The 20,691-nt window shown below is 45.3% G+C and carries 10 protein-coding genes; 7 read left to right on the forward strand and 3 right to left on the reverse strand.

Annotated features, from left to right (window positions below):
- Positions 1 to 2 precede the first annotated feature (2 nt).
- The 5 genes from gcvPB (at position 3) to HPS56_RS09740 (ending at position 7,490) form a co-directional block, all read left to right on the forward strand.
- Positions 3 to 1,463, forward strand: coding sequence for an aminomethyl-transferring glycine dehydrogenase subunit GcvPB (gcvPB, locus tag HPS56_RS09720; RefSeq protein ID WP_172275974.1), 1,461 nt, complete (start codon positions 3 to 5; stop codon positions 1,461 to 1,463).
- A gap of 11 nt (positions 1,464 to 1,474) precedes the next feature.
- Positions 1,475 to 2,863 carry a dihydrolipoyl dehydrogenase gene (gene lpdA, locus HPS56_RS09725; protein ID WP_172275976.1) on the forward strand — a complete coding sequence of 463 codons (1,389 nt, stop codon included), beginning with the start codon at positions 1,475 to 1,477 and terminating at the stop codon, positions 2,861 to 2,863.
- 212 nt (positions 2,864 to 3,075) lie between these two features.
- A complete protein-coding gene (locus HPS56_RS09730; protein WP_172275978.1) occupies positions 3,076 to 4,392 on the forward strand; it encodes a hypothetical protein in 1,317 nt (438 codons plus the stop codon).
- A 3-nt stretch (positions 4,393 to 4,395) separates the two neighbouring features.
- Entirely contained in the window at positions 4,396 to 6,537 is a 2,142-nt protein-coding gene (locus HPS56_RS09735; RefSeq protein ID WP_172275980.1) for a TonB-dependent receptor plug domain-containing protein, read from the forward strand.
- A gap of 20 nt (positions 6,538 to 6,557) precedes the next feature.
- Positions 6,558 to 7,490 (forward strand): DUF4249 family protein, encoded by a 933-nt coding sequence (locus tag HPS56_RS09740; protein WP_172275982.1) that lies wholly within the window; start codon positions 6,558 to 6,560, stop codon positions 7,488 to 7,490.
- Between the two features lie 514 nt (positions 7,491 to 8,004).
- Here HPS56_RS09740 and HPS56_RS09745 read toward each other — a convergent pair.
- Positions 8,005 to 8,904: a diaminopimelate dehydrogenase gene (locus HPS56_RS09745; RefSeq protein WP_172275984.1), complete on the reverse strand. Its 900-nt coding sequence runs from the start codon at positions 8,902 to 8,904 to the stop codon at positions 8,005 to 8,007.
- 381 nt (positions 8,905 to 9,285) lie between these two features.
- On the opposite strand from HPS56_RS09745, the gene ruvA reads away from it, so the two are divergent.
- Both ruvA and sov read left to right on the forward strand, forming a co-directional pair.
- A complete protein-coding gene (gene ruvA / locus HPS56_RS09750; RefSeq protein WP_172275986.1) occupies positions 9,286 to 9,888 on the forward strand; it encodes a Holliday junction branch migration protein RuvA in 603 nt (200 codons plus the stop codon).
- A gap of 101 nt (positions 9,889 to 9,989) precedes the next feature.
- Positions 9,990 to 17,537, forward strand: coding sequence for a T9SS outer membrane translocon Sov/SprA (gene sov / locus HPS56_RS09755; RefSeq protein WP_501981709.1), 7,548 nt, complete (start codon positions 9,990 to 9,992; stop codon positions 17,535 to 17,537).
- Positions 17,538 to 17,668: 131 nt separating this feature from the next.
- Here the strand turns inward: sov and HPS56_RS09760 are convergent, their stop codons facing one another.
- Both HPS56_RS09760 and HPS56_RS09765 read right to left on the reverse strand, forming a co-directional pair.
- On the reverse strand, positions 17,669 to 18,118 hold the full coding sequence (locus HPS56_RS09760; protein ID WP_172275990.1) for a BT0820 family HAD-type phosphatase: 450 nt from the start codon (positions 18,116 to 18,118) through the stop codon (positions 17,669 to 17,671).
- Complete coding sequence (locus tag HPS56_RS09765; protein ID WP_172275992.1) at positions 18,115 to 20,661, reverse strand: GumC family protein; 2,547 nt, start codon at positions 20,659 to 20,661, stop codon at positions 18,115 to 18,117. The genes HPS56_RS09760 and HPS56_RS09765 overlap by 4 nt, the downstream gene beginning before the upstream one ends.
- Positions 20,662 to 20,691 lie beyond the last annotated feature (30 nt).

Here is a 20,691-nt window from a genome sequence, read left to right on the forward strand (position 1 = left end):
ATATGAACAGTAAATTATATGGCAATTTGATATTTGAGCTGTCTCATGAGGGACGTCGCGGTTATTCGCTGCCAAAGAATGAATTCGGACGCTATGATATTCCGGATGAATTGAGACGTAGGGAAGATGCCGCTTTGCCGGAGTGTGACGAGATGACGGTGGTTCGTCATTACACCAATCATAGCGGAAACAATTTCGGAGTGAATAACGGATTTTATCCGCTTGGCAGCTGCACCATGAAATACAATCCTTTAATAAATGAGGAAATAGCGGCTATGCCTGAGTTTGCTTGCCTGCATCCGCTTCAGCCTGCATCCACATGTCGTGGTGCGATTAAGGCTTATGACGGGTTGCAGAAGGCTCTTTCGGAAATCTCCGGTTTGGAGAGATTTACGCTAAACCCGTTTGCCGGTGCGCATGGTGAGCTTACCGGACTTATGATAATACGAAGCTATCACATAAGCCGTGGCGATACGAAGCGTACGAAAGTTATCGTGCCGGATTCGGCCCATGGCACCAATCCTGCTTCTGCGGCTGTATGCGGACTTGATGTGGTGGAGGTGAAGAGCACTGCCGACGGAATCGTTGACGTTGAAGACTTGAAAGGACTGCTTGACGACACGGTGGCGGCAATGATGATGACCAATCCGAATACTTTGGGACTGTTTGAGCAGAATATACCGGAGATAGCCGGGATGGTGCATGAATGCGGTGCGTTGATGTATTATGACGGTGCGAACCTGAATCCTATGCTTGGCGCATGCCGTCCCGGCGACATGGGATTTGATGTGATGCACATAAATCTTCATAAGACATTTTCCACGCCTCATGGTGGAGGCGGACCCGGTGACGGCCCGGTGGGAGTCAGAAAAGGACTGGAACAGTTCCTGCCTTCCGACAATTTCGTATGTGACGCAACATCTTCCGACAAACATACTGTTGACAGTGACATCTTTGTTGGCGCATATCATGGAAACTTTGCGGTAATACTGCGCGCATACGCTTATATTCTTACCCTTGGACGTGAGAATATAAAGAGAGTCGGCCCGCTGGCTGTTCTTAATGCCAATTACATAAAAGAATCTTTGAAGGATGTGTATGAGCTTCCTATAGACGCTCCCTGTATGCATGAATTTGTGTTTGACGGTTTAAGAGACAAGTCAACAGGCGTCACCACAATGGATGTGGCAAAGCGTCTGCTTGATTACGGATATCATGCGCCGACAATATATTTCCCTCTTTTGTTCCACGAATCACTTATGATAGAACCTGCCGAGAATGAGAGCAAGGAGACTATCGATGGTTTTATTGCCGTTATGCGAAAGATAGCGGAGGAGTCGGTGGCGTGTCCGGAAGAAGTTAAGTCTGCTCCACACGGCACTCCTATAGGGCGTGTTGACGATGTACTTGCCGCAAAGCATCCTGTAGTCACGTATAAGGTGCTTAAATCCGAAAAAGCCTGAACTGTCAGCCTATGGAAACAGATCTTATAATTATAGGCAGCGGACCGGGAGGATACCGTGCGGCGGCTTATGCCGCAACGCATGGACTGAGCGTTGTCATAGCGGAAAAAGGTGAGCTTGGCGGCACATGTCTTAATGAAGGCTGCATTCCAACCAAGACATACGCACGCAACGCGGAGATAATGGAGACCATGCGCTCCGCCGGTATCTATGGTCTTGAAGAACTCAGCTATAGTTTTGATTTCACAAAGGTTGTCGACCGTAAAGATACGGTTTTGAATCAGCTTCGCAGTGGAATCGAGATGCTTCTGACAAATCCCTGTATAACTCTGGTCAGAGGAAATGCCGGGTTTACAGGATGTTATGAGAATAATGGCAGGATGCTTTATTCTGTGACTGTTGACGGCCATGAATATTCGTCATCAAATGTTATTATTGCTACAGGCTCGAGTCCCAAGAGCCTTCGTTTGGATACATGTTCCGAAAGTATGGTTTGTGATTCGAGTTGGCTGCTTCAGACCCGTGAGCTTCCACATCGCCTTTGCATCGTGGGAGCAGGTGTGATAGGGATGGAGTTTGCTTCGGTGTTCAACGGTTTCGGATGTGAGGTTACGGTAGTGGAGTACCTCAGGGAGTGTCTCCCCGCATTAGACAGTGATGTGGCCAAACGTTTGCGTAAGGTGTTGGAGAAGCGTGGTGTCACGTTCTATATGCAATCTGCCGTGAAGTCGGTATCAGATGGAAAGGTCGTTTTTGAACGTAAGGGCAAGGAGACGGCTGTTGAGACAGACAAGGTGTTGCTTGCCGTAGGACGTTGTCCGAACGTTTCCGGATTGAATCTTGAAACTGTTGGTGTTGATTACGATGCTAAAGGCATACATGTGAATGGGGATAGCTTTATGACCAACCGTCCGGGAATCTATGCTATTGGAGATGTTAACGGCAGGCAGATGCTTGCCCATGCAGCCACTATGCAGGGTATAAGAGCCGTTAACAATATACTTTCTGTGTCATGTGGAAGCGAAGATGAAAGATGCGGCATGCCGGACGATATATGTTTTGATATCATGCCGGCTGCGATATTCACCAATCCAGAGGCCGCATGTGTAGGGCCGTCAGAAGATGTGTTAAAAGAAAATCGTAAGGATTTCAAAGTACTGAAGGCGAACTATCGTGCCAACGGCAAGGCTTTGGCCATGAATGAGACGGAGGGAATGATAAAGCTTTTTACTGACGCGGAAGGCTTTATAATCGGATGTCACGCCTTTGGCGCGCATGCCTCAGATATGGTTCAGGAGGTAAGCGCTCTTATTTGTCGCAGGACAAAAGTTACGCAGTTAAAGGATATTATCCATATCCATCCTACTTTAGGAGAGATGATACAGGAAATGGCAATGTGACATTATTCAAGATTTTTATTAAAAACCATTGTTGATATTTGGTTTGTATAAATAAAAGTTTTACCTTTGTGGCCAGATGGTTTGTCAGACAGAACTATCTGGCCACATTTGTGTGTATATGGAAGGAAAATGATACATGCTAACAAGTGGATAAAGGATTGTCTTTTTAGTTTGTAACAAATATTCAATCTATCAATAATAAATAATCAAGTATGAAGAAAATGAGTTATTTGGCTATGTTGTTCATGGCTATGTGTTTGTCTGTATCGTCAGTGTCGTGTGGTGATGACGATGAAGTTCCGGGAAAGGAAAATACGGGCGGTTCCGGCAATGAGAATGAAGGAGAGAATAATAATCCTTCTTTGAGTGTAAGGGAGCAGAAAATGAAGTTGGAGTCTGTGGGACGTGAGCTTGCCGGGAAAATCAACGCTTCAGACTTTAGAGAGATATCCGATGTACTCAAGAGCGTGAAAGATACCAGGACGGGAGCGATAAGCAATTGGTTTGATGCATGTGAGAATGCGTGTCTGGAGCCAGGTAGCGATGATGTCCTGAAGAATCTTTATACGGCTTCCAATTTCACAGGAGAGTTTGTTTTGAAGAATAATACATGGGTACAGACCAATACTACTAAGGTAGGTCATCTTCGATTCTCTTTTAATGATAATAGCGGAAAATCGTGCGTTCTTACCCTGAAGGCAAGTACAAAAGGAACGGCGGTGCATCATGATTCGTTTGACGATAAGGAATATTATTGGGATTATACACCGGAGAATGGATATATTGATTGGGAAGAAACAACAGGTATAAATACTTTTGTCATTCCGGAGAAAGTCACTCTCGAACTCTCGCGCGCCGGAAGAAAACTCATGTCCGCTGAAATAAATACCAAGGTAAATACAAACGGAGAATTCGACTATACCCGTGACGCTGCTGAAATAAATGCCACAATGACTGTGAGTGATTACAACATAACAATAAGCAAGGCGGCTTTCAATGTCGGTGATTTGGCAATATTAAATGCAAGATTCATGAAAGGTTCAGAGACAATTATGACGCTTGGCGGTTCCGGTAAGGGAAGTCTTAATGAGAATGAGGACCTTAATGACTTTGGTGCGGTGAATATGAATTTCGATTTGCTCGGCAAAGTGCGTATAGGAGCGGTGATATATGATGCCGACAGATTCACGAAAGCATTGGAGAACGCGGAGGACTACAATGGGAACGAGTCTCGCTATAAAGGATATATTGCCATGGCCAATGAACAGTTGGCGGCGAATATATATTTTGACGGCAATAAAAACAGCAGTGCGGCAATAGTCCTCAATCCATATAAGGATTATGAGTATGATTATAGCGGTCATCGTTATGACTATTGGCGTTATGAGACATGTGTGAAGTTCTCTGACGGTACAATGTATTCTTATGACCAGTATTTCGATGAAGAAACATTCTCTGATGTCATAGATATGTTTGTTTCCATAGGCGATGACTTCGTTAGATTGTTTGACGATACAATCCTTTATTAGAACTTGAAAGACATCAGTATAAAGGAGTCACGTTTGGCAGCATGTGTCGCTGCATTAATGATAGGCGTGCCGTCCCTTGCGGGCGGCACGTTTAATAATGCCATATTGCATACTGATTCATCGGTTGTCGTGTCTGATACATTGCGCGGTCATGTTCTGAAAGATGTTGATGTTTTAGGAAAACGCGTGGGCTCACATCTTACGTCTGTTCAGGGTGTGGATATTATAGACATGGAATTGCTTGATAATATGCCACGCATATTAGGCAATGCCGATCCTATACATTATGCACAGTTGCTTCCCGGTGTACAGACAAATTCGGAATATGATGCAGGCATACATATCCATGGATGTGACAATTCACATAACCATGTTTCCATAGACGGTGTTCCGTTATACGGTGTGGCGCATCTTCTTGGTTTCTTCTCTATTTTCAACGGCAGTCATTTCTCAGGAATGAGTATAATGAAGTCACCGGTTACGGCATCATCGCCGAATCGTCTTGGAGGCGTTGTGAGCATGTCTCCAGGAAATGAAACCGGACATATTGTTGATGCCGGTGCGGATGAAGGCACCGGTGTGTTGCATGGTGACCTTTCTGTGGGTCCGATGTCTTCTCAGGGCACCTTGCATATTCCTGCCGGCAGCCGTTCCTGCATCACCTTGTCGGCACGTGAGTCTTATCTGAATATTCTTTATTCCGGGATACTGAAAATGGATGAGGATAGGCTTAAGTATGCTTTCGGAGATTATAATATCAGTCTTAATACAGAAATCAATAAGCATAACACTTTAAGCGTAGAAGCATATTGGGGGCATGATAACGCAGAGGTTCTTTCCGACGGAACAGCGATGGACACGCATTTGAAATGGAATAACTATATGGTGTCGGTCAGGCTTGATAATGTTTTTAAAAACGCTACGGCCAGCCATAGGGTGTATTTCACCGGATATGATAATGATTTCTTTCTCAGTCATGCCGACTTTAATGTAGGTCTTGAGTCATGGATAAACGATATAGGCTACAGGTCAGACTTTTTCTTCAAGGGGATTAGTGCCGGTATGGAATTCATTTCTCATAATATGCAACCCCAGAATCCTTCGGTATCCGGTACGGTAGGTAATGAGATTCTTTCAACATCCCGTCAGCATTCGTTTGAATCCGTCTTGTATGCCTCATACTTGCTTGATTTAGGAAACAGTGTTTCCGCAGAGGCCGGAGTCCGTCTGACTGCTTACAGAAAATCCAATGACAGCGGCTCTGGGGATAGCGGAGGAAAAACTTTTTGGAGTGCGGATCCCGGCCTGTCTGTAAAATGGCGCAGAAACGACAACTCTTCTTATTCGTTGAATGCAGGAGTGCGTCATCAGTATCTTTTCCAGACGGGTTTCTCAAGCATAGGCCTTCCCACGGAATACTGGTTCTCGTCAGACGGCAACTATCGTCCTCAATATTCATTTAACATCTCGTTCTCATCGGATAATTATCTGTCGGGTAGGTCATACCGTTTGTCTGCGGAACTTTATTATAAGCGTCTTTTTCATCAGATAGAGAATACCGGCAACGTGTTTGACCTTATATATTCGACATATTCTCCTGACATGTCGATAATCCGTGGTAATGGCTACAACTATGGCGTGAATGTTCTTTTGGAGAAACGCAAGGGGACGCTTACGGGATGGATGAGTTATTCCTTTGGGCGTGCATGGCGCCGCTATCCGGGTACGGTATATAAAGACCGTTATCCGGCAAGCCATGAGAGAATACACGAGATGAATGTTGTAGGTACATATAAGATTGGTCGCAGATGGAGCATGGGAGGCATGTTTGTGCTTGCATCGGGCACGCCATATACCAAGGTGGAGCATTTTTATCTGTTGGCAGGTAACATCCTTGCCGACTATGGGCCGCATAACGGCAACCGCCTGCGGCCTTACATGCGTCTTGACCTTTCCGTGAACTACGGCTTTCCTTCACGTTCAGGCAGGAAGAGCGGTATAAACCTGTCGCTCTATAATGTCACCATGCACAAGAACGACCTGTTTTACAGGTTAAAGGTGACCAAAGGCAATACCGTTGTTTATAGCCCGTTGCGTTTTGTCATGCCAATACTGCCTTCCGTGAATTATTACTATAGATTCTAATTCGTCTTTTTTTACCCGTTATGGCTGAATATGCGTTGAATGTCTCAAGAAGTATCAAATATTTTGTATCCAAACTGCCGGTATGTGTCTTGCCGCTTGTTTTAATGCTTCTACAGGTAATTGTATCGTGTGACGATACTAATGAAGGTACATCGGAAACCTCGGAACTTGTCATCGAGGGATGGATTGATGCCGGTGATTTTCCTGTTGTGAAGGTTTCGCGTTCAATACGTCTTGCCGGTGACGGCATTCATTTGTCAGATCTTGAAGAATATGTCGACCGTTGGGCGCGTGTGACTGTGAGCGATGGAGAGCGCGAGTGCGTTCTTGTGGGGCGTTATGATAAAAAGATGTTTCCGCCGTTTGTTTATACTACAAGTGAGATGCGCGGCAAACCGGGACACAAATACCGCATAACAGTTGAAGCGTTTGGTGACATGAAGGCAGAAGCAGTTACGGATATTCCCATGGATATTCCGTCGGTTGACTCTTTTTCAGTGGAGCCCGTGGCAGGCAACGATACCCTTTGCCGCTTGTATGCGTATACACGATATAGAGATAAGTGCCGCTTTTTTGTACGTGTGAGGGGGAAGGATACGGATATGTTTCCGTCATACATGTGTCTTTACGACAGTGTGATGATAGGGGCTGATGGCAAGGTGCCTGTGAACAAAGGCAGCACAAATGTTGAAAAAGACCGTAAGTCGCTGTTTTGTTATGGAGATACTGTAGAGATTAAGATTGCGTCGCTTGACAATCAGTCGTATCGTTTTTGGCGTGATTTTGAGGATATGCTGTCGTTGTCGCGTAACCCTTTGTTTCCAATATCCAAGAATCTCCATTCGAATGTCGACGGGGCTTTAGGCTATTGGTTCGGATACGGTGCACGTTATTATAAAGTTGTGCTTGTGCGCGGAAAGCCTCTATGCAGGCGTCTCGCAACACATCGGTGACGCTGCCTATGCCCCTATGTTCAATCAGGCCATTGTCAATGTTCGGTCGGGGCGTTTGCAAACCTCTGTCAGGCCATTCTCAAACCTGTCGGCTTAAGTCGTCCGGTCTGTCGGCTTAAGTCGACAGACCGGACGACTGGAGTCGATAGATTCGTCGACTTAAGCCGACAATGTTGCAAACAGCCTGTTTGGGCATCGCAAACCGGCAGCAGAAACATTGCAATCCGAACACAATAAAGTTTGTTTTCATATTGCTGAGGCATCGCCTGTCCTATGTAAAGATATTGCAAGCAGGATGCAATGGATAAATGCTTCCCTTTTTGAAACATGCCAAAGTCATGCCCCTGATCGCGGATGAGAATATAATGACCGGTTTGGGATAAAAAGACAGTCAGGCCGTCTCCACTTGGAAAACGGCCTGACTGTCTTTTTTGAATCCGGTTTTCAATACAAACCGGGTATACCGCATACTTCTTTCTATGTGTATGATAATGAAATGTTTCCTCTGATTAGATTATACCAGATGGGCGATAAGCTCTTCGCGGTTTCCTGGCAACATGTCAATGACAGGGATTTCAATCATTGTATAGCATCCGGGCTGCATGCGCATCGAGGCACGTGCTACGTTCACGAGTACCTGTCCGGTAAGAGCGGGATTGTTGATGCTCATATTGAATTCAAGCCGCTGGTTATGGGTCTTTCCGCTTGCACCCTTGCGCACAAGATTCACTCCATGGCCCATGTCACGTACCTCATCTACCGAAGGAACTGCAAACACATGGGTTTCATCGTTGGAAAAATACGGGTCGGCTTTTATTGCCTTGGTTACCTCTTCAAGACTTGCACCGTCCTCAAGTTCAACATACACCATTCGGCGGTGTATTCCCTCGCCCTGCGGTATTGTCATCGACAGGGCGTTCTTCACACCGTCCTTTGAACGTACGCACACGCTGTGACCCATAGACATTCCGGGGCCGAAGTTTGTGTAGCTCAGTCCTTTTGGCGCAAGACTCTGCATCAGTGTCCTTACAATAGAGTCTGACCCCGGATCCCATCCCGCAGCGATCACGGATACTGCGTTATGTTCCTTGCATACAGGCATCATGTTTGCACGGTATCCGCATATCTGTGTGTGTATGTCAAAACTGTCTACTGTATTGATGCCCAGCGGTATAATCTGTCTTGCATATTCCTCACAACTGCGTGAAGGTGTGGCAAGGATGGCCACATCCACGTCTTTCAGTTCGCGTATGTCTTTTACAACCTCATATCCGGCAAGTTCTGCCGGTTTGTTTTCCGTTCCGTTGCGGCGTACGATGCCTGCCACTTCAAAGTCGTCTGCTGCTTCAAGAGCCTCAAGTGAATAGCGTCCGATGTTGCCGTAACCCACTACGGCTGCTCTGATTTTCTTCATGGTTCTGTTTTCTTTGTTTTATTTTACTTTTGTATTGTTATGGGGCTTGCCCGCTGCAAAATTACTTTCTTTATGTGAGAAAATTATCAAATCCGTATTAAAAAACGTTTCATTGCTGTATATTTTAATTCTTGTGTGTCTTATTGCTATATATCATTACTATGGCTTCATGTCTGGTTTCTTCCTGTCTCGGCTGCTGGTCTTTCCTTGTCAGGATTGGCTTGATGCGTGTCCCTTAGGCGTTGCCTGTCCCGTATATTCCGTTTTTTATTTTCCGGTTTGTTTCCTTTGTCTTTGTTTAATATAATTCCCCACAACACAATAAAACGTTTGCAAGAAGCGTTATAAGATATGTATATATACAATAAGGATTCATAAATAATGATAGAATATATAAAGGGAGTTCTGGATGAACTCACTCCGGCAATGGCTGTTGTCGAGGCCGGCGGGGTTGGATACGGTCTTAACATATCGCTTAATACCTATTCGGCCATCCAGGGAAAGACAGATGTGAAGCTGTATGTTTATGAGGCTATTCGCGAGGATGCCTATATGCTTTACGGATTTTCCACAAAGAAAGAGCGTGAGCTTTTCCTGCTTCTTATTTCTGTATCCGGAGTGGGAACAAACACGGCGCGTATGGTGCTTTCCTCAATGAGCCCCGGAGAATTGTGCAACTGTATCTCAACCGGCAACGAGCGTATGATAAAGACCATAAAGGGAATAGGTCTTAAAACAGCCCAAAGGATAATAGTGGATTTAAGGGATAAGATAGTGTCCCTTGGCATAACCGCAGAGATTCCTGCCGGCGGGACTGTACAGTCTCCTGTGAACAATGATGTGAAAGACGAGGCTGTAAGCGCGCTTACCATGCTCGGATTTTCACCGGCTCCGTCGCAGAAGGTTGTCATATCCATATTGAAAGACAATCCCGATATGCCGGTCGAGCAGGTTATAAAAATGGCGTTGAAACAGATAAAATAGTTGATGTGGCAGTATATGAAAGGATTTGCTGCGGCATTTTTGCGAGATAATAAATGAACAAGACATTATATATAATAATCTCTCTGCTTTGCCTGTGTGCCATGACTGTCATATCCCAGGATGATAAGACAGCCGGCAGGAAACCCGTTCCCAAGGCCCAGCCGAAGCTTATAGTGGAGGATGACACAATACCGGATTCTCTTCTGCACCCTCGGTGGAAGATAAAGAAAACCGCACCGGTGGTCGTATCAGACCTTGATTCGATGCCTGCGGACCTTAAGATGCCTGACAATATAAAGCAAGAGGTTGAATATGACGATTCTCTTGATGTTTACCGTGTCGGTTCCAAAATAGGGGATTCTTATCTCAATGTTCCGGTACTGATGTCGCCGGACGAATACCGTAAGTGGAGCGAGAGACGTTCGTTAAGGGATTTTTTCAGAAAGAAGAACGCGGAGAATGTGGCAAATAAGGGAAAGGAGAAATTTTCTTTCTCTGACATGAAGTTCGACCTTGGTCCCGCGGAGAAAATCTTTGGTCCGGGAGGAGTGAGGATAAAGACCCAGGGTACGGCGGAATTGAAGGTGGGGGCAACGTTAAAAAACATAGACAACCCTTCGTTGCCTGTACGTAACCGTAAGACAAAGGCATTTGATTTTGATGAGAAAATAAACTTCACTCTCAACGGAAAGGTTGGAGATAAGGTGAATATGAATCTCAACTACAATACAGATGCGACGCTTGATTTTGATAAGGATAATATCAAACTCAGATATGAGGGTAAGGAAGATGAGATAATAAAGCTTGTTGAGGCTGGAAATGTGAGTTTTCCGTCAAATTCGTCTCTTATAAAAGGAGCAAGTTCATTGTTTGGCGTGCGCACGGACATGCAGTTTGGAAAGTTAAAACTGCAAACCGTAATATCACAGAAAAACTCCACCACAAAGAGTGTGTCTTCGAAAGGAGGCACACAGTTGACGCCTTTTGAGATAAATGCGACAAACTATGAGGAAAACCGTCACTTCTTTCTCGGACATTATTTCAGGGAGAGGTATGACCGTGCAATGTCGACATTGCCGAATCTTACTACAGGAATAAAGATTACCCGTATAGAAGTGTGGGTTACGAATAAGACGGGAACCACAAGTAATACACGAAATATCGTAGCCCTTACAGACCTTGGTGAAGGCAAGAACACCAAGAACCCTATATGGGGAGGGGCTGGAGATGTGTCGCCGAGGAACAGTGCCAATACTGAATACTATTCAATGACACATGAATATGCCGCCGCGCGTGACATAGATCAGACGAATACCGTTCTTGACGGAATATCAGGAATGTCGGGAGGCGTCGATTATGAAAAGGTGCAGAGTGCGCGTCTTCTTACTTCGTCTGAATATACGCTGAATACCGCATTGGGATATATCTCATTGAAGTCGACATTGCAGACAGACCAGGTGTTGGCCGTGGCTTATGAGTATACGCTCAACGGGACGACATATCAGGTGGGTGAATTTGCCACGGACAATACAAATACAGGTGAGGCGTTGTTTGTAAAGTCGCTTAAGAACACAAGCAATACACCACAGATGGGTAACTGGAGACTGATGATGAAGAATGTATATTATCTTGCGTCTACGGTTGAGAAAACGAAATTCCGTCTTGATGTGAAGTATCAGAGTGACACCACAGGAGTATATCTGTCATATATACCCGAGCCACAGGTCAAGGGAACCATAATAATAAAACTGTTGGGTGCGGACCGCCTTGACAACAACAACAAGCCTCATCCAAACGGATATTTCGATTATGTCGACGGATATACGGTGAGTGGCGGGCGTGTGTTCTTCCCCGCAGCCGAGCCGTTTGGATCATATCTTCGTAACCAGCTTATAAGGTCGGGCGTTCCGGCAGACAAGGCAGACATGTATGCTTTCACCGAACTGTATGACACCACACGTACTGCCGCAAAACAAATAGCGGAAAAAGACAAGTTCGTGCTTCAGGGGCAGTTTAAGGGCTCTTCAGCAAATGAAATCTTGTTGGATGCTTATAACATTCCTCAGGGTTCTGTCGTGGTGACGGCAGGAGGAGTGGTGCTTACCGAAGGTTCGGACTATAGTGTGGATTATTCCAGTGGCAAGGTGACCATTCTCAATCAGAGCATAATAGATGCGGGAACATCCGTGAATGTCAGTCTTGAGAGCAATACCGACTATGCCATGCAGCGCAAGACAATGTTTGGTCTTAACTGGGAATACGACTTCTCGAAAGACTTTATGATTGGCGGTACGTTCCAGCGTCTGTATGAGAAATCTCTCACTTCGAAGGTTACAATGGGTTCGGAGCCTCTGAACAACATTCTTTGGGGACTGAACATGAACTGGAAGAAGGAAAGCCAGTGGCTTACGAACGTACTTGACAAGATACCGTTCCTGCATCTTACACAGCCGTCGCAAATCTCGTTTACGGGAGAATTCGCACACCTCATCGCAGGACAGGCCGGAGGCACGCAGGACGGGGCGTCATATATAGATGACTTTGAGAATACCAAGAGCGGAATAGACGTGTCGGAACCCAAGTCATGGGTGTTGTCAAGTGTTCCGTCGATGTTTCCTGAGTCATCGGACAAGACAACTCTGTCGAGCGGTTTCAACCGTGCGCTTATGGCATGGTATACGATAGATCCTCTGTTTACGTATCAGAACAGTTCACTCACCCCGTCGCATATAAAGAGCGACCTCGAGCAGCTGTCGAATCACTATGTGCGTCAGGTGTATGTCAGCGAACTGTATCCCAACCGCGACCAAAGTACATATAACGGGGCGACTTCCACATTGCCGATACTTAATCTTGCATATTATCCTACGGAGCGCGGACCTTACAATTTTTCCACGTCTATATCTCCGGACGGCTCACTGGATAATCCGGGCGGCAAGTGGGGAGGTATGATGCGGAAGCTTGACACAAATGATTTCGAGGCGGCAAATATCGAATATATAGAGTTCTGGCTTCTGGATCCGTTTATTTATTCACGTCGCAACGGAGATGCGTCCTCATACGGCGGTGACCTGTATATAAATCTTGGAGAGGTGAGCGAGGATATTCTCCGTGACGGGAAGAAATTCTATGAGAGTGGGATGCCTGTAGACGGAACAAGCAGCTTTACTACCACACAGTGGGGAAAGATACCTGTGCAGGCTACACAGACTTACGCCTTTGCCACGACTCCCGGTTCGCGTGCGTTGCAGGATGTGGGATATAACGGACTTAATGACGAAGAGGAACGGAATTTTGACGCTTATTCTGAGTTCAACGGTTTTGTGAACACCATAACAAACGACAGTATACGTGCTGCATGGCAGGCCGATCCGGCTAACGACAATTACAGATATTTCCGCGGTTCAGACCTTGATGCACGCCGGGTGCCGATTCTTGAACGTTACAAGCGTATAAACAATCCTCAGGGAAACTCACCGGACAATGATAATAACAATGAGAGTTATGACACGTCGTATAAGACCACACCGGATGTGGAGGATATCAATCAGGATTACACACTCAATGAGTATGAGCGGTATTATCAGTATCGGGTGAGCATACGTCCGGAAGACCTTAACGAAAATAATATTGGCAACGGCTATCTTGCCGACATGCGTGAGACGTCGGTACGTCTTCGCAACGGAAATATGGAAAACGTCAACTGGTACAAAATCCGTATTCCTGTGAATTCGGCGGACAAGGAGCGTATAGGTTCCATCAATGATTTCACTTCCATACGTTTCATGCGTATGTTTCTGACAGGTTTTCAGAAACCGATAGTGTTGCGTTTCGGAAGTCTCGATCTCGTGCGCGGAGAGTGGCGTGTATATGAGCAGAATCTGAGTAATACTGCTTCCAGTAACAGCGGAACCGTGGAAGTGAGCAATGTGAATATTGAGGAGCATAACGACAAGCAGCCGGTGAACTATATTCTGCCTCCGGGGATAAGTCGTGTCACAGACCCGTCGCAGCCGCAGCTTGTGCAGAGCAACGAACAGGCAATGAGTATGGTTGTCAAGAATCTGTCGCGCAATGAGGCGAAGGCTGTGTATAAAAACACAAATCTTGACCTTCGCCAGTATAAGCGCATGCAGATGTTCGTGCATGCCAATGCCTTTAAGCAGAATACGACAAATCTGCAGAACGACCAGCTTGCGGTGTTCATACGTCTTGGAAGCGATTACAAGAGCAATTATTATGAGTATGAGATACCGTTGAAACTTACCGGAGAGGGGCGTTATGACCGTAATTCCGCAACAGACAGGCAGAAGGTATGGCCGCAGGACAACATGCTTGACATCGACCTTACAAAGTTTACGGCAATAAAGAAGGCGAGAAACATGGCGAAGGCGGCAGGAGGAGCTTCGTTCAACCGTGAATATTCCGACTATGATTCAGACAGTCCGAATAACAGGATAACCGTGATGGGAAACCCAACGCTTGGAGAAGTCAAGACAATGGTCATAGGAGTACGCAATAACTCTTCTTCAGCAAAGTCAGGTGAGGTATGGGTGAATGAGCTTCGTCTGCTTGATTTCAACAATAAGGGCGGATGGGCCGCTTCCGGTACTCTCAATATGCAGCTGTCGGACCTTGGAACGTTTAACATGACCGGCAAGATGATGACGGAAGGTTTCGGTGGCCTGGAAGAGGGAGTGGCACAGCGTTCTACCGATGACTACAAGACTTACAGCATAACCACAAACCTTGAGCTTGGAAAGTTCTTTCCTGAAAAGGCAAAGGTGTCGGTGCCGTTGTATTATTCAGTGACTAAGGAGGAGACAAGTCCAAGATATAATCCTCTCGATACGGACATGGAACTTTCCGATGCCCTTGAAAGTGCCGGAAGCGGAAGGGAGCGAGATTCTATTGAGGCTATTGCCGTGTTGAAGAGCACAAGCACAAACTTCTCTCTGTCAAATGTGCGTGTGGGAATAAAGACAAAGCGCCATCCGATGCCGTATGATCCTGCAAACTTTTCATTCAGCTACAGTCATTCACATCGCTATACTTCAGGTGAGACGACTGTCTATGAGAAGGAGGATCAGTGGCGTGGGGCGTTCAATTACAGTTATACTCCGGTGTATAAGACATACGAACCGTTTAAGAAATTGAAAGGAAAGAGTAAATGGCTGAACTTTCCTAAGGCAATAGGCATAAACTATCTGCCGCAGAATATATCCTTCAATAGCGAGATGACGCGTAACTATTATGAATTGCAGGAGCGCGACATGGAGAATACCGGAGGTTCAAAACTGCCTTTGACATTCAGCGAGCAATTTCTTTGGAACCGTGACTTCTCAATACGATGGGACTTCACAAAGAATCTGCATGTTAATTTCCAGTCTGCCACTCATGCACAGATTGAGGAGCCTTATACTCCGGTAAACAAGGAACTTTATCCGGAACAGTATTCTGCATGGAAAGATTCTGTAAAGACAAGCATAAAGAATCTTGGAACTCCGCTTGACTATCAGCAGAGTTTTAATGCGTCATACCAGTTCCCGTTGAATAAATTGCCGGTGTTCGACTGGATAAATGCCGATGCGTCATATACGGCTACTTATTCGTGGGTTCGCGGAACAGAGCTTGACGACGGAACGTCTCTTGGTAATACAATAACAAATAACCGTAACCTGAATATCAATTCAACGTTTAATATGGAGACGTTGTATAATCATGTTCCTTTCCTGAAAAAGGCGAATGAACTGTTTAATAAAAACAAAAACAGGGCGCTAAGCAATGCAAGGAAGTCAAACAGGAATGTTGCCTTGAAGAAGCCGGAAAACAAGAAGGACAGTGATGACAAGGACGGAAACAAAGCAAATGCCGATGACAAGAAGGAACAGAAGATTCTTCCCAAAAACAAGAATACATATCAGCGTGAGCTGGCTTTGAGGCCGGATACGACGGTAACGGTCACGCATAACAAGAAATCCCGGAGGATAACCGTTACGGCAAAGACGGCGGAGGGCAAGCCTTATAAGGTGAAATACAAGGTGCTTGACGACAACCGTATATTGGTGAAGAACCGCGATTCGGTAAAGATAAAGCTTAGTGTGACTCCGAAAGAACCGCTTGAGAAACTGTGGTGGTATGAGCCGTCGTTGCGTGCGGTGCGTTTCCTCATGATGGTGCGTAATGTGAGCGTGTCTTACCGCAGCCAGTACTCTATGTCGTTGCCAGGTTTTATTCCTAATGTGGGTGACGCTTTCGGACAGCGTACGGGGAGTGTGATGGCGCCGGGACTCGATTTCGCGTTCGGACTTACCGGTGACGGTTACATACAGAAGGCCTACGACAACGGGTGGCTGCTTTGCAATGACAGTGTTGCGACACCGGCTTCAACGTCTGCAAGCGAGGATTTGCAGATACGCATGACACTGGAACCGATACGCGACCTTAAGATAGACCTTAACGCCAGCCGTACGGTAAACAAGGCACGCAGTATACAGTTTATGTATGAGGGAATGCCTGCAACACAAAGCGGTTCGTTCACGATGACAACGATAAGCCTGAAAAGCGCGTTGGAGGGAATGGGCAGTGCGGACAACGGTTATGCTTCGAAATCATTCGGTAATTTCTGTAAGTCCATCGATGGATTCCATCGGAAAGTGCAGGCCCGTTATGAAGGCTCGAGGTATCCGGCCGGAATCCGCGACGGAAATAATATAGATTTGTCAGGCTCTGCATATAATCCGGAACTCGGTCAGGTGAACAAATACAGTGCCGATGTGCTTGTGCCGGCTTTCCTTTCTGCATACACCTCAGGTGCCGGTTCATCGCTTGACATATTCCCTGCATTGAAGCGTCTGCTTCCGAACTGGACAATACGTTATGCAGGCCTTAGCAAGCTTCCGTGGTTGCGTGATCATTTCCGCAGTGTGAATCTGAATCACTCTTATAAGAGTGTGTTTGCTGTCGGCAGCTATTCGTCTTACAGCACATTCCATGAGTATATGAACGGTCTCGGATTCATTACTGACGCCACATCCGGCAATCCGATACCGAACAGCATGTATAACGTAAGTACGGTAAGTATAAACGAGGCTTTTTCTCCGTTGCTTGGCATAGACGTGACTCTGCAGAACAGCCTTACATGTAAGGTAGAATATCGTACGACCCGCGTACTCAGCCTTAGCATGACAAGTATACAGATTAATGAGGCTATAAGTAAGGATTGGGTTGTCGGAATGGGATATAAGATCAGTAACTTCAATCTTTTCGGGTCCGGCACGTCACGAAAGATAAAGAAGACACAGAGTGGAAAAGGGGCGGGACGGAATAAACAGGCGGATAAGAATGCAACAACGACAACGACCAACAGCGGACGTTCAGGAGTGAACCACGACCTCAACATGCGTCTTGATATTTCATTCCGCAAACAGGCAGCTATCACGCGAGACATTGCTTCGATGACAAGTTCTGCAAGCAGTGGCAACTCGGCTTTCAAGATGTCGTTCATGGCCGACTATACTCTGTCGCGTCTGCTCACGCTTAGCGCCTATTATGACCGTCAGACCAATACACCGTTGCTGTCAAGCAGCAGTTATCCTACAACTACGCAGGATTTCGGATTCAGTCTGAAATTCTCACTGACGAGGTAACCGGATCTCTCTGCTGAGCCTGCAAACAGAATAGGCTGGAATTACTGGGATGTGAATTAAAAAAGGGGTGCACTTCACATTTGAGTACACCCCTTTTCCTTTTTTTAATTACCGGAAGCTGTTGTTATGATTTAAAACTGCCACCATCTTTTCTTTTTTTCCTTTTCTTTTGAATGTCTGTGCGTTGACATGTGCATTCTTCCCGACTCAACCTCATTAAAAAGGTCGTCCCATGTCTTTCTTTGGGTTATCATTTGGTATATTGTACCCCAGTCAGGAAGACCGCCGATGTTTCTGTCATCGATAAACATATCTGCTTTCAGCTTTCTGCTGAAGTGCTGGTTCTTTTCCCTGTCTTCCTCTGGATAGTCGCGGTTTGTAGCCCAAAACTCGACACCTCTTTTTCTGCACCACTCAATGGCTTCGTCAAGCAGTTCTCCTTCCCTTACAGTCCAAAGGATAAGCTGGTGTTTGTCTTTTATGAGCATTTTCAGGGTATCCGTGGCGAAAGGACGCTCCTCACCGATCTTCGGATACCTGTGCTCAACTATTGTCCCGTCAAAATCTACAGCTATAATCATTTCTTTATAGAGTTATCGTTTGGTTGTCCATAGTGGCTGTTCGCATAATTACCATAAGTTCCGTATGTGCCATATCCTCCATATCCGTAAGCCCCATATCTCTTGTATGAACTGTATCCGTATCTGCTGTAGCGTCCGTATTTTCCATACTTGCCGTATCCATAGTAATAGCCATACTTTTTCTTGGACATGTCTACACCGTTTATCACGATGCAGGCGTTGGTAAGTTTGTTGTCTGCCGCCAGGGAGTTTATCATTCCGAATGCAGCTTTTGGAGTGTAATCGGCACGGCATATTACTACAGCAATGTCTGCATGTTTGTTTATTTGGAGTGTATCGGTTACCAATCCGATGGGAGCTGTGTCTATGATTATATAGTCATAGCGGTTTTTCAGTTCTTCCAATACGACAGATAGATTTTCTCTTGCAAGTAATTCTGTAGGATTCGGAGGTATCGGACCGGCCATCATAAGGTCTAAGTTGTTATTGACTTTAGATTGTGTGATCTGACTTGTTATATCATCCTTTGTTATATTGTTTTTCTTCAGCAGGTTTGTAATACCTGCGGTCTTGTCTGATATATTGAAAAGGCGTCCTAACGCAGGTTTACGGATATCGAGACCCATCAATATCACCTTTTTGCCAAGGAGGGCGAAACTTACAGCAAGATTGGATGCATTGAATGTCTTGCCTTCACCCGATGTTGATGATGTGAACATTATTACTTTCTCATCTTCTTTAAGCATGAACTGAATGTTGGTACGCATTCCACGGTATATTTCATCTACCATGTCATTCTTGTTTTCATGCACTACAATTCCTGCATCGGATTTTACATTTTCGCTTGTTATGGCTACGTCTGCAATAATCGGGAGGTTGGTAAGTCTTGCTACATCCATGTGGCCTTCTATCTTATATCTGAACATCTGCAGCAGATATATTATAACCAAAGGCAACAAGAATCCGATAGCTAAAGCCATCATCGTAATCATTGAATTCTTAGGACTTACCTTTCCCTCGAAAATGGGATCGTCTATGAGTTTTCCCTTATCCGCCGTTGCTGCGAGCGATATAGAATTCTCCTCACGTTTCTGAAGTAACATAAGATAAAGGCCTGACTTCACTTCCTGTTGACGTCCGATTTGTGTCAGTATACGTTCCTGCTCAGGTGTATGTGATATCTTTGTCTGATATGAGGCATATTGATCTTCTATGCCCTGTCTTGTTATGTCAGCGCTTCTGCGTGCCTGTGCCAATGCAGTGCGTATACTGCTTTGCAACGCATCGAGTGTTGATGTAACCTCCATTACCCGTGGAGCTATTTCTGACGCTGAACGTAGCAGACGGTTGCGGGCCAGTACATTCTGGTTGTATTGTGTTATAAGTTGAATTGACGCTCCGTCGGCTAACCCTACGTTAGAGGGTATGATCTGATATTTGTTTGCAGGATTGTCGACATATTGTCTCAGATAGTCAAGAAGCTGTATTTGGGTTTTTGCATCAGATAGTTTTGTGGAGAATTGACTGGTCTGACTCAATGCCTCGCTTGCATCGAGTTTGAGTTGAATCAGATTGTTGCGCTTTTTATATTGTTCAAGCTCACCTTCTGTGCTTCCAAGTTCCGCATTGATTTTCTCAAGTCGTTCATTAATGAATTCCTCTGTTTTATATGCCACCTCGTTTTTGTCGGCATTTGCCTGGCGGTTGTAGCATATAGCCATCTGTTTAAGGAAATCCTCGGCGCGTTCCTTGCTTTTGTTTCTTACGGTTATCCGTGCAATTGACGTCGTTTTTGAAGTAGGTTCAACAGACATTGCTCCAACGTATTGTGCAGCAACATTGTTTGGAGGCAATATTGTGACATATATTTCTTTTCTGTCAGACATGTGTGAGAAGTAATGTCCGTTGGCAGTGAATGTCAGCACACCTCCTGCCGTGCGCTTGGAGGCAGGGAATGAGGTTATCTTTGTCTGAAACGGTTTTTCGTTTCCTTCATTGTCGTATGCTTTTCCTGTCACTTCAAATGAATTCCCTTTTTTGGTTATTTTCATTGTGATGGGTCTGAATGACTTGTCCATATCATTCAGGCTTTGCGGGTCGAGGTCCACATTTATAGGTTGTGTCTTATATATAAGATTATCCTTGATTTTTCCTTCAATCTTATATTCTGTGTAGAGTTTAAGGTCTTTTACAGCCTCTTTGACAAGAATGCGGCTTTGCAGAATCTCAATCTCGTTATCTACGCCATTGCTGTTTGATATAAAACCGAAATCCTGCATGTTGCTCAGCATCTGTCTGTTACCGTTCTGCATATTGTTGCTGTCGTCTTTGATAAGCATTTTTGCAGATACTTGAAAAATAGGGCTTTTATACCGCAGATAAATCAGTGAGCCGCAGAGGAAAATGAAAACAGAAAGTATGAACCATTGCCAATTCAGAATGAAGATGGCAATAATCGTTCTGAAATCAAATAGGCTTTCTTCCTCAACACCTGATGTTGATTCAAGATTCTCAAGATTTTCGATGTTTTTTCTTTCTTCCATATTCTTGTGGTAATTTATTTCATTTTTATT

The organism is Xylanibacter muris (genome assembly GCF_013166605.1).
Classification (GTDB): domain Bacteria; phylum Bacteroidota; class Bacteroidia; order Bacteroidales; family Bacteroidaceae; genus Prevotella; species Prevotella muris.

Excerpts from the sequence above, each read along its gene's own strand:
- HPS56_RS09730 (WP_172275978.1), top strand. The coding sequence starts at position 3,076 with ATGAAGAAAATGAGTTATTTGGCTATGTTGTTCATGGCTATGTGTTTG.
- ruvA (WP_172275986.1), top strand. The coding sequence starts at position 9,286 with ATGATAGAATATATAAAGGGAGTTCTGGATGAACTCACTCCGGCAATG.
- HPS56_RS09745 (WP_172275984.1), bottom strand. The coding sequence starts at position 8,904 with ATGAAGAAAATCAGAGCAGCCGTAGTGGGTTACGGCAACATCGGACGC.
- HPS56_RS09760 (WP_172275990.1), bottom strand. The coding sequence starts at position 18,118 with ATGATTATAGCTGTAGATTTTGACGGGACAATAGTTGAGCACAGGTAT.
- sov (WP_501981709.1), top strand. The coding sequence starts at position 9,990 with ATGACTGTCATATCCCAGGATGATAAGACAGCCGGCAGGAAACCCGTT.
- gcvPB (WP_172275974.1), top strand. The coding sequence starts at position 3 with ATGAACAGTAAATTATATGGCAATTTGATATTTGAGCTGTCTCATGAG.
- HPS56_RS09740 (WP_172275982.1), top strand. The coding sequence starts at position 6,558 with ATGGCTGAATATGCGTTGAATGTCTCAAGAAGTATCAAATATTTTGTA.
- lpdA (WP_172275976.1), top strand. The coding sequence starts at position 1,475 with ATGGAAACAGATCTTATAATTATAGGCAGCGGACCGGGAGGATACCGT.
- HPS56_RS09765 (WP_172275992.1), bottom strand. The coding sequence starts at position 20,661 with ATGGAAGAAAGAAAAAACATCGAAAATCTTGAGAATCTTGAATCAACA.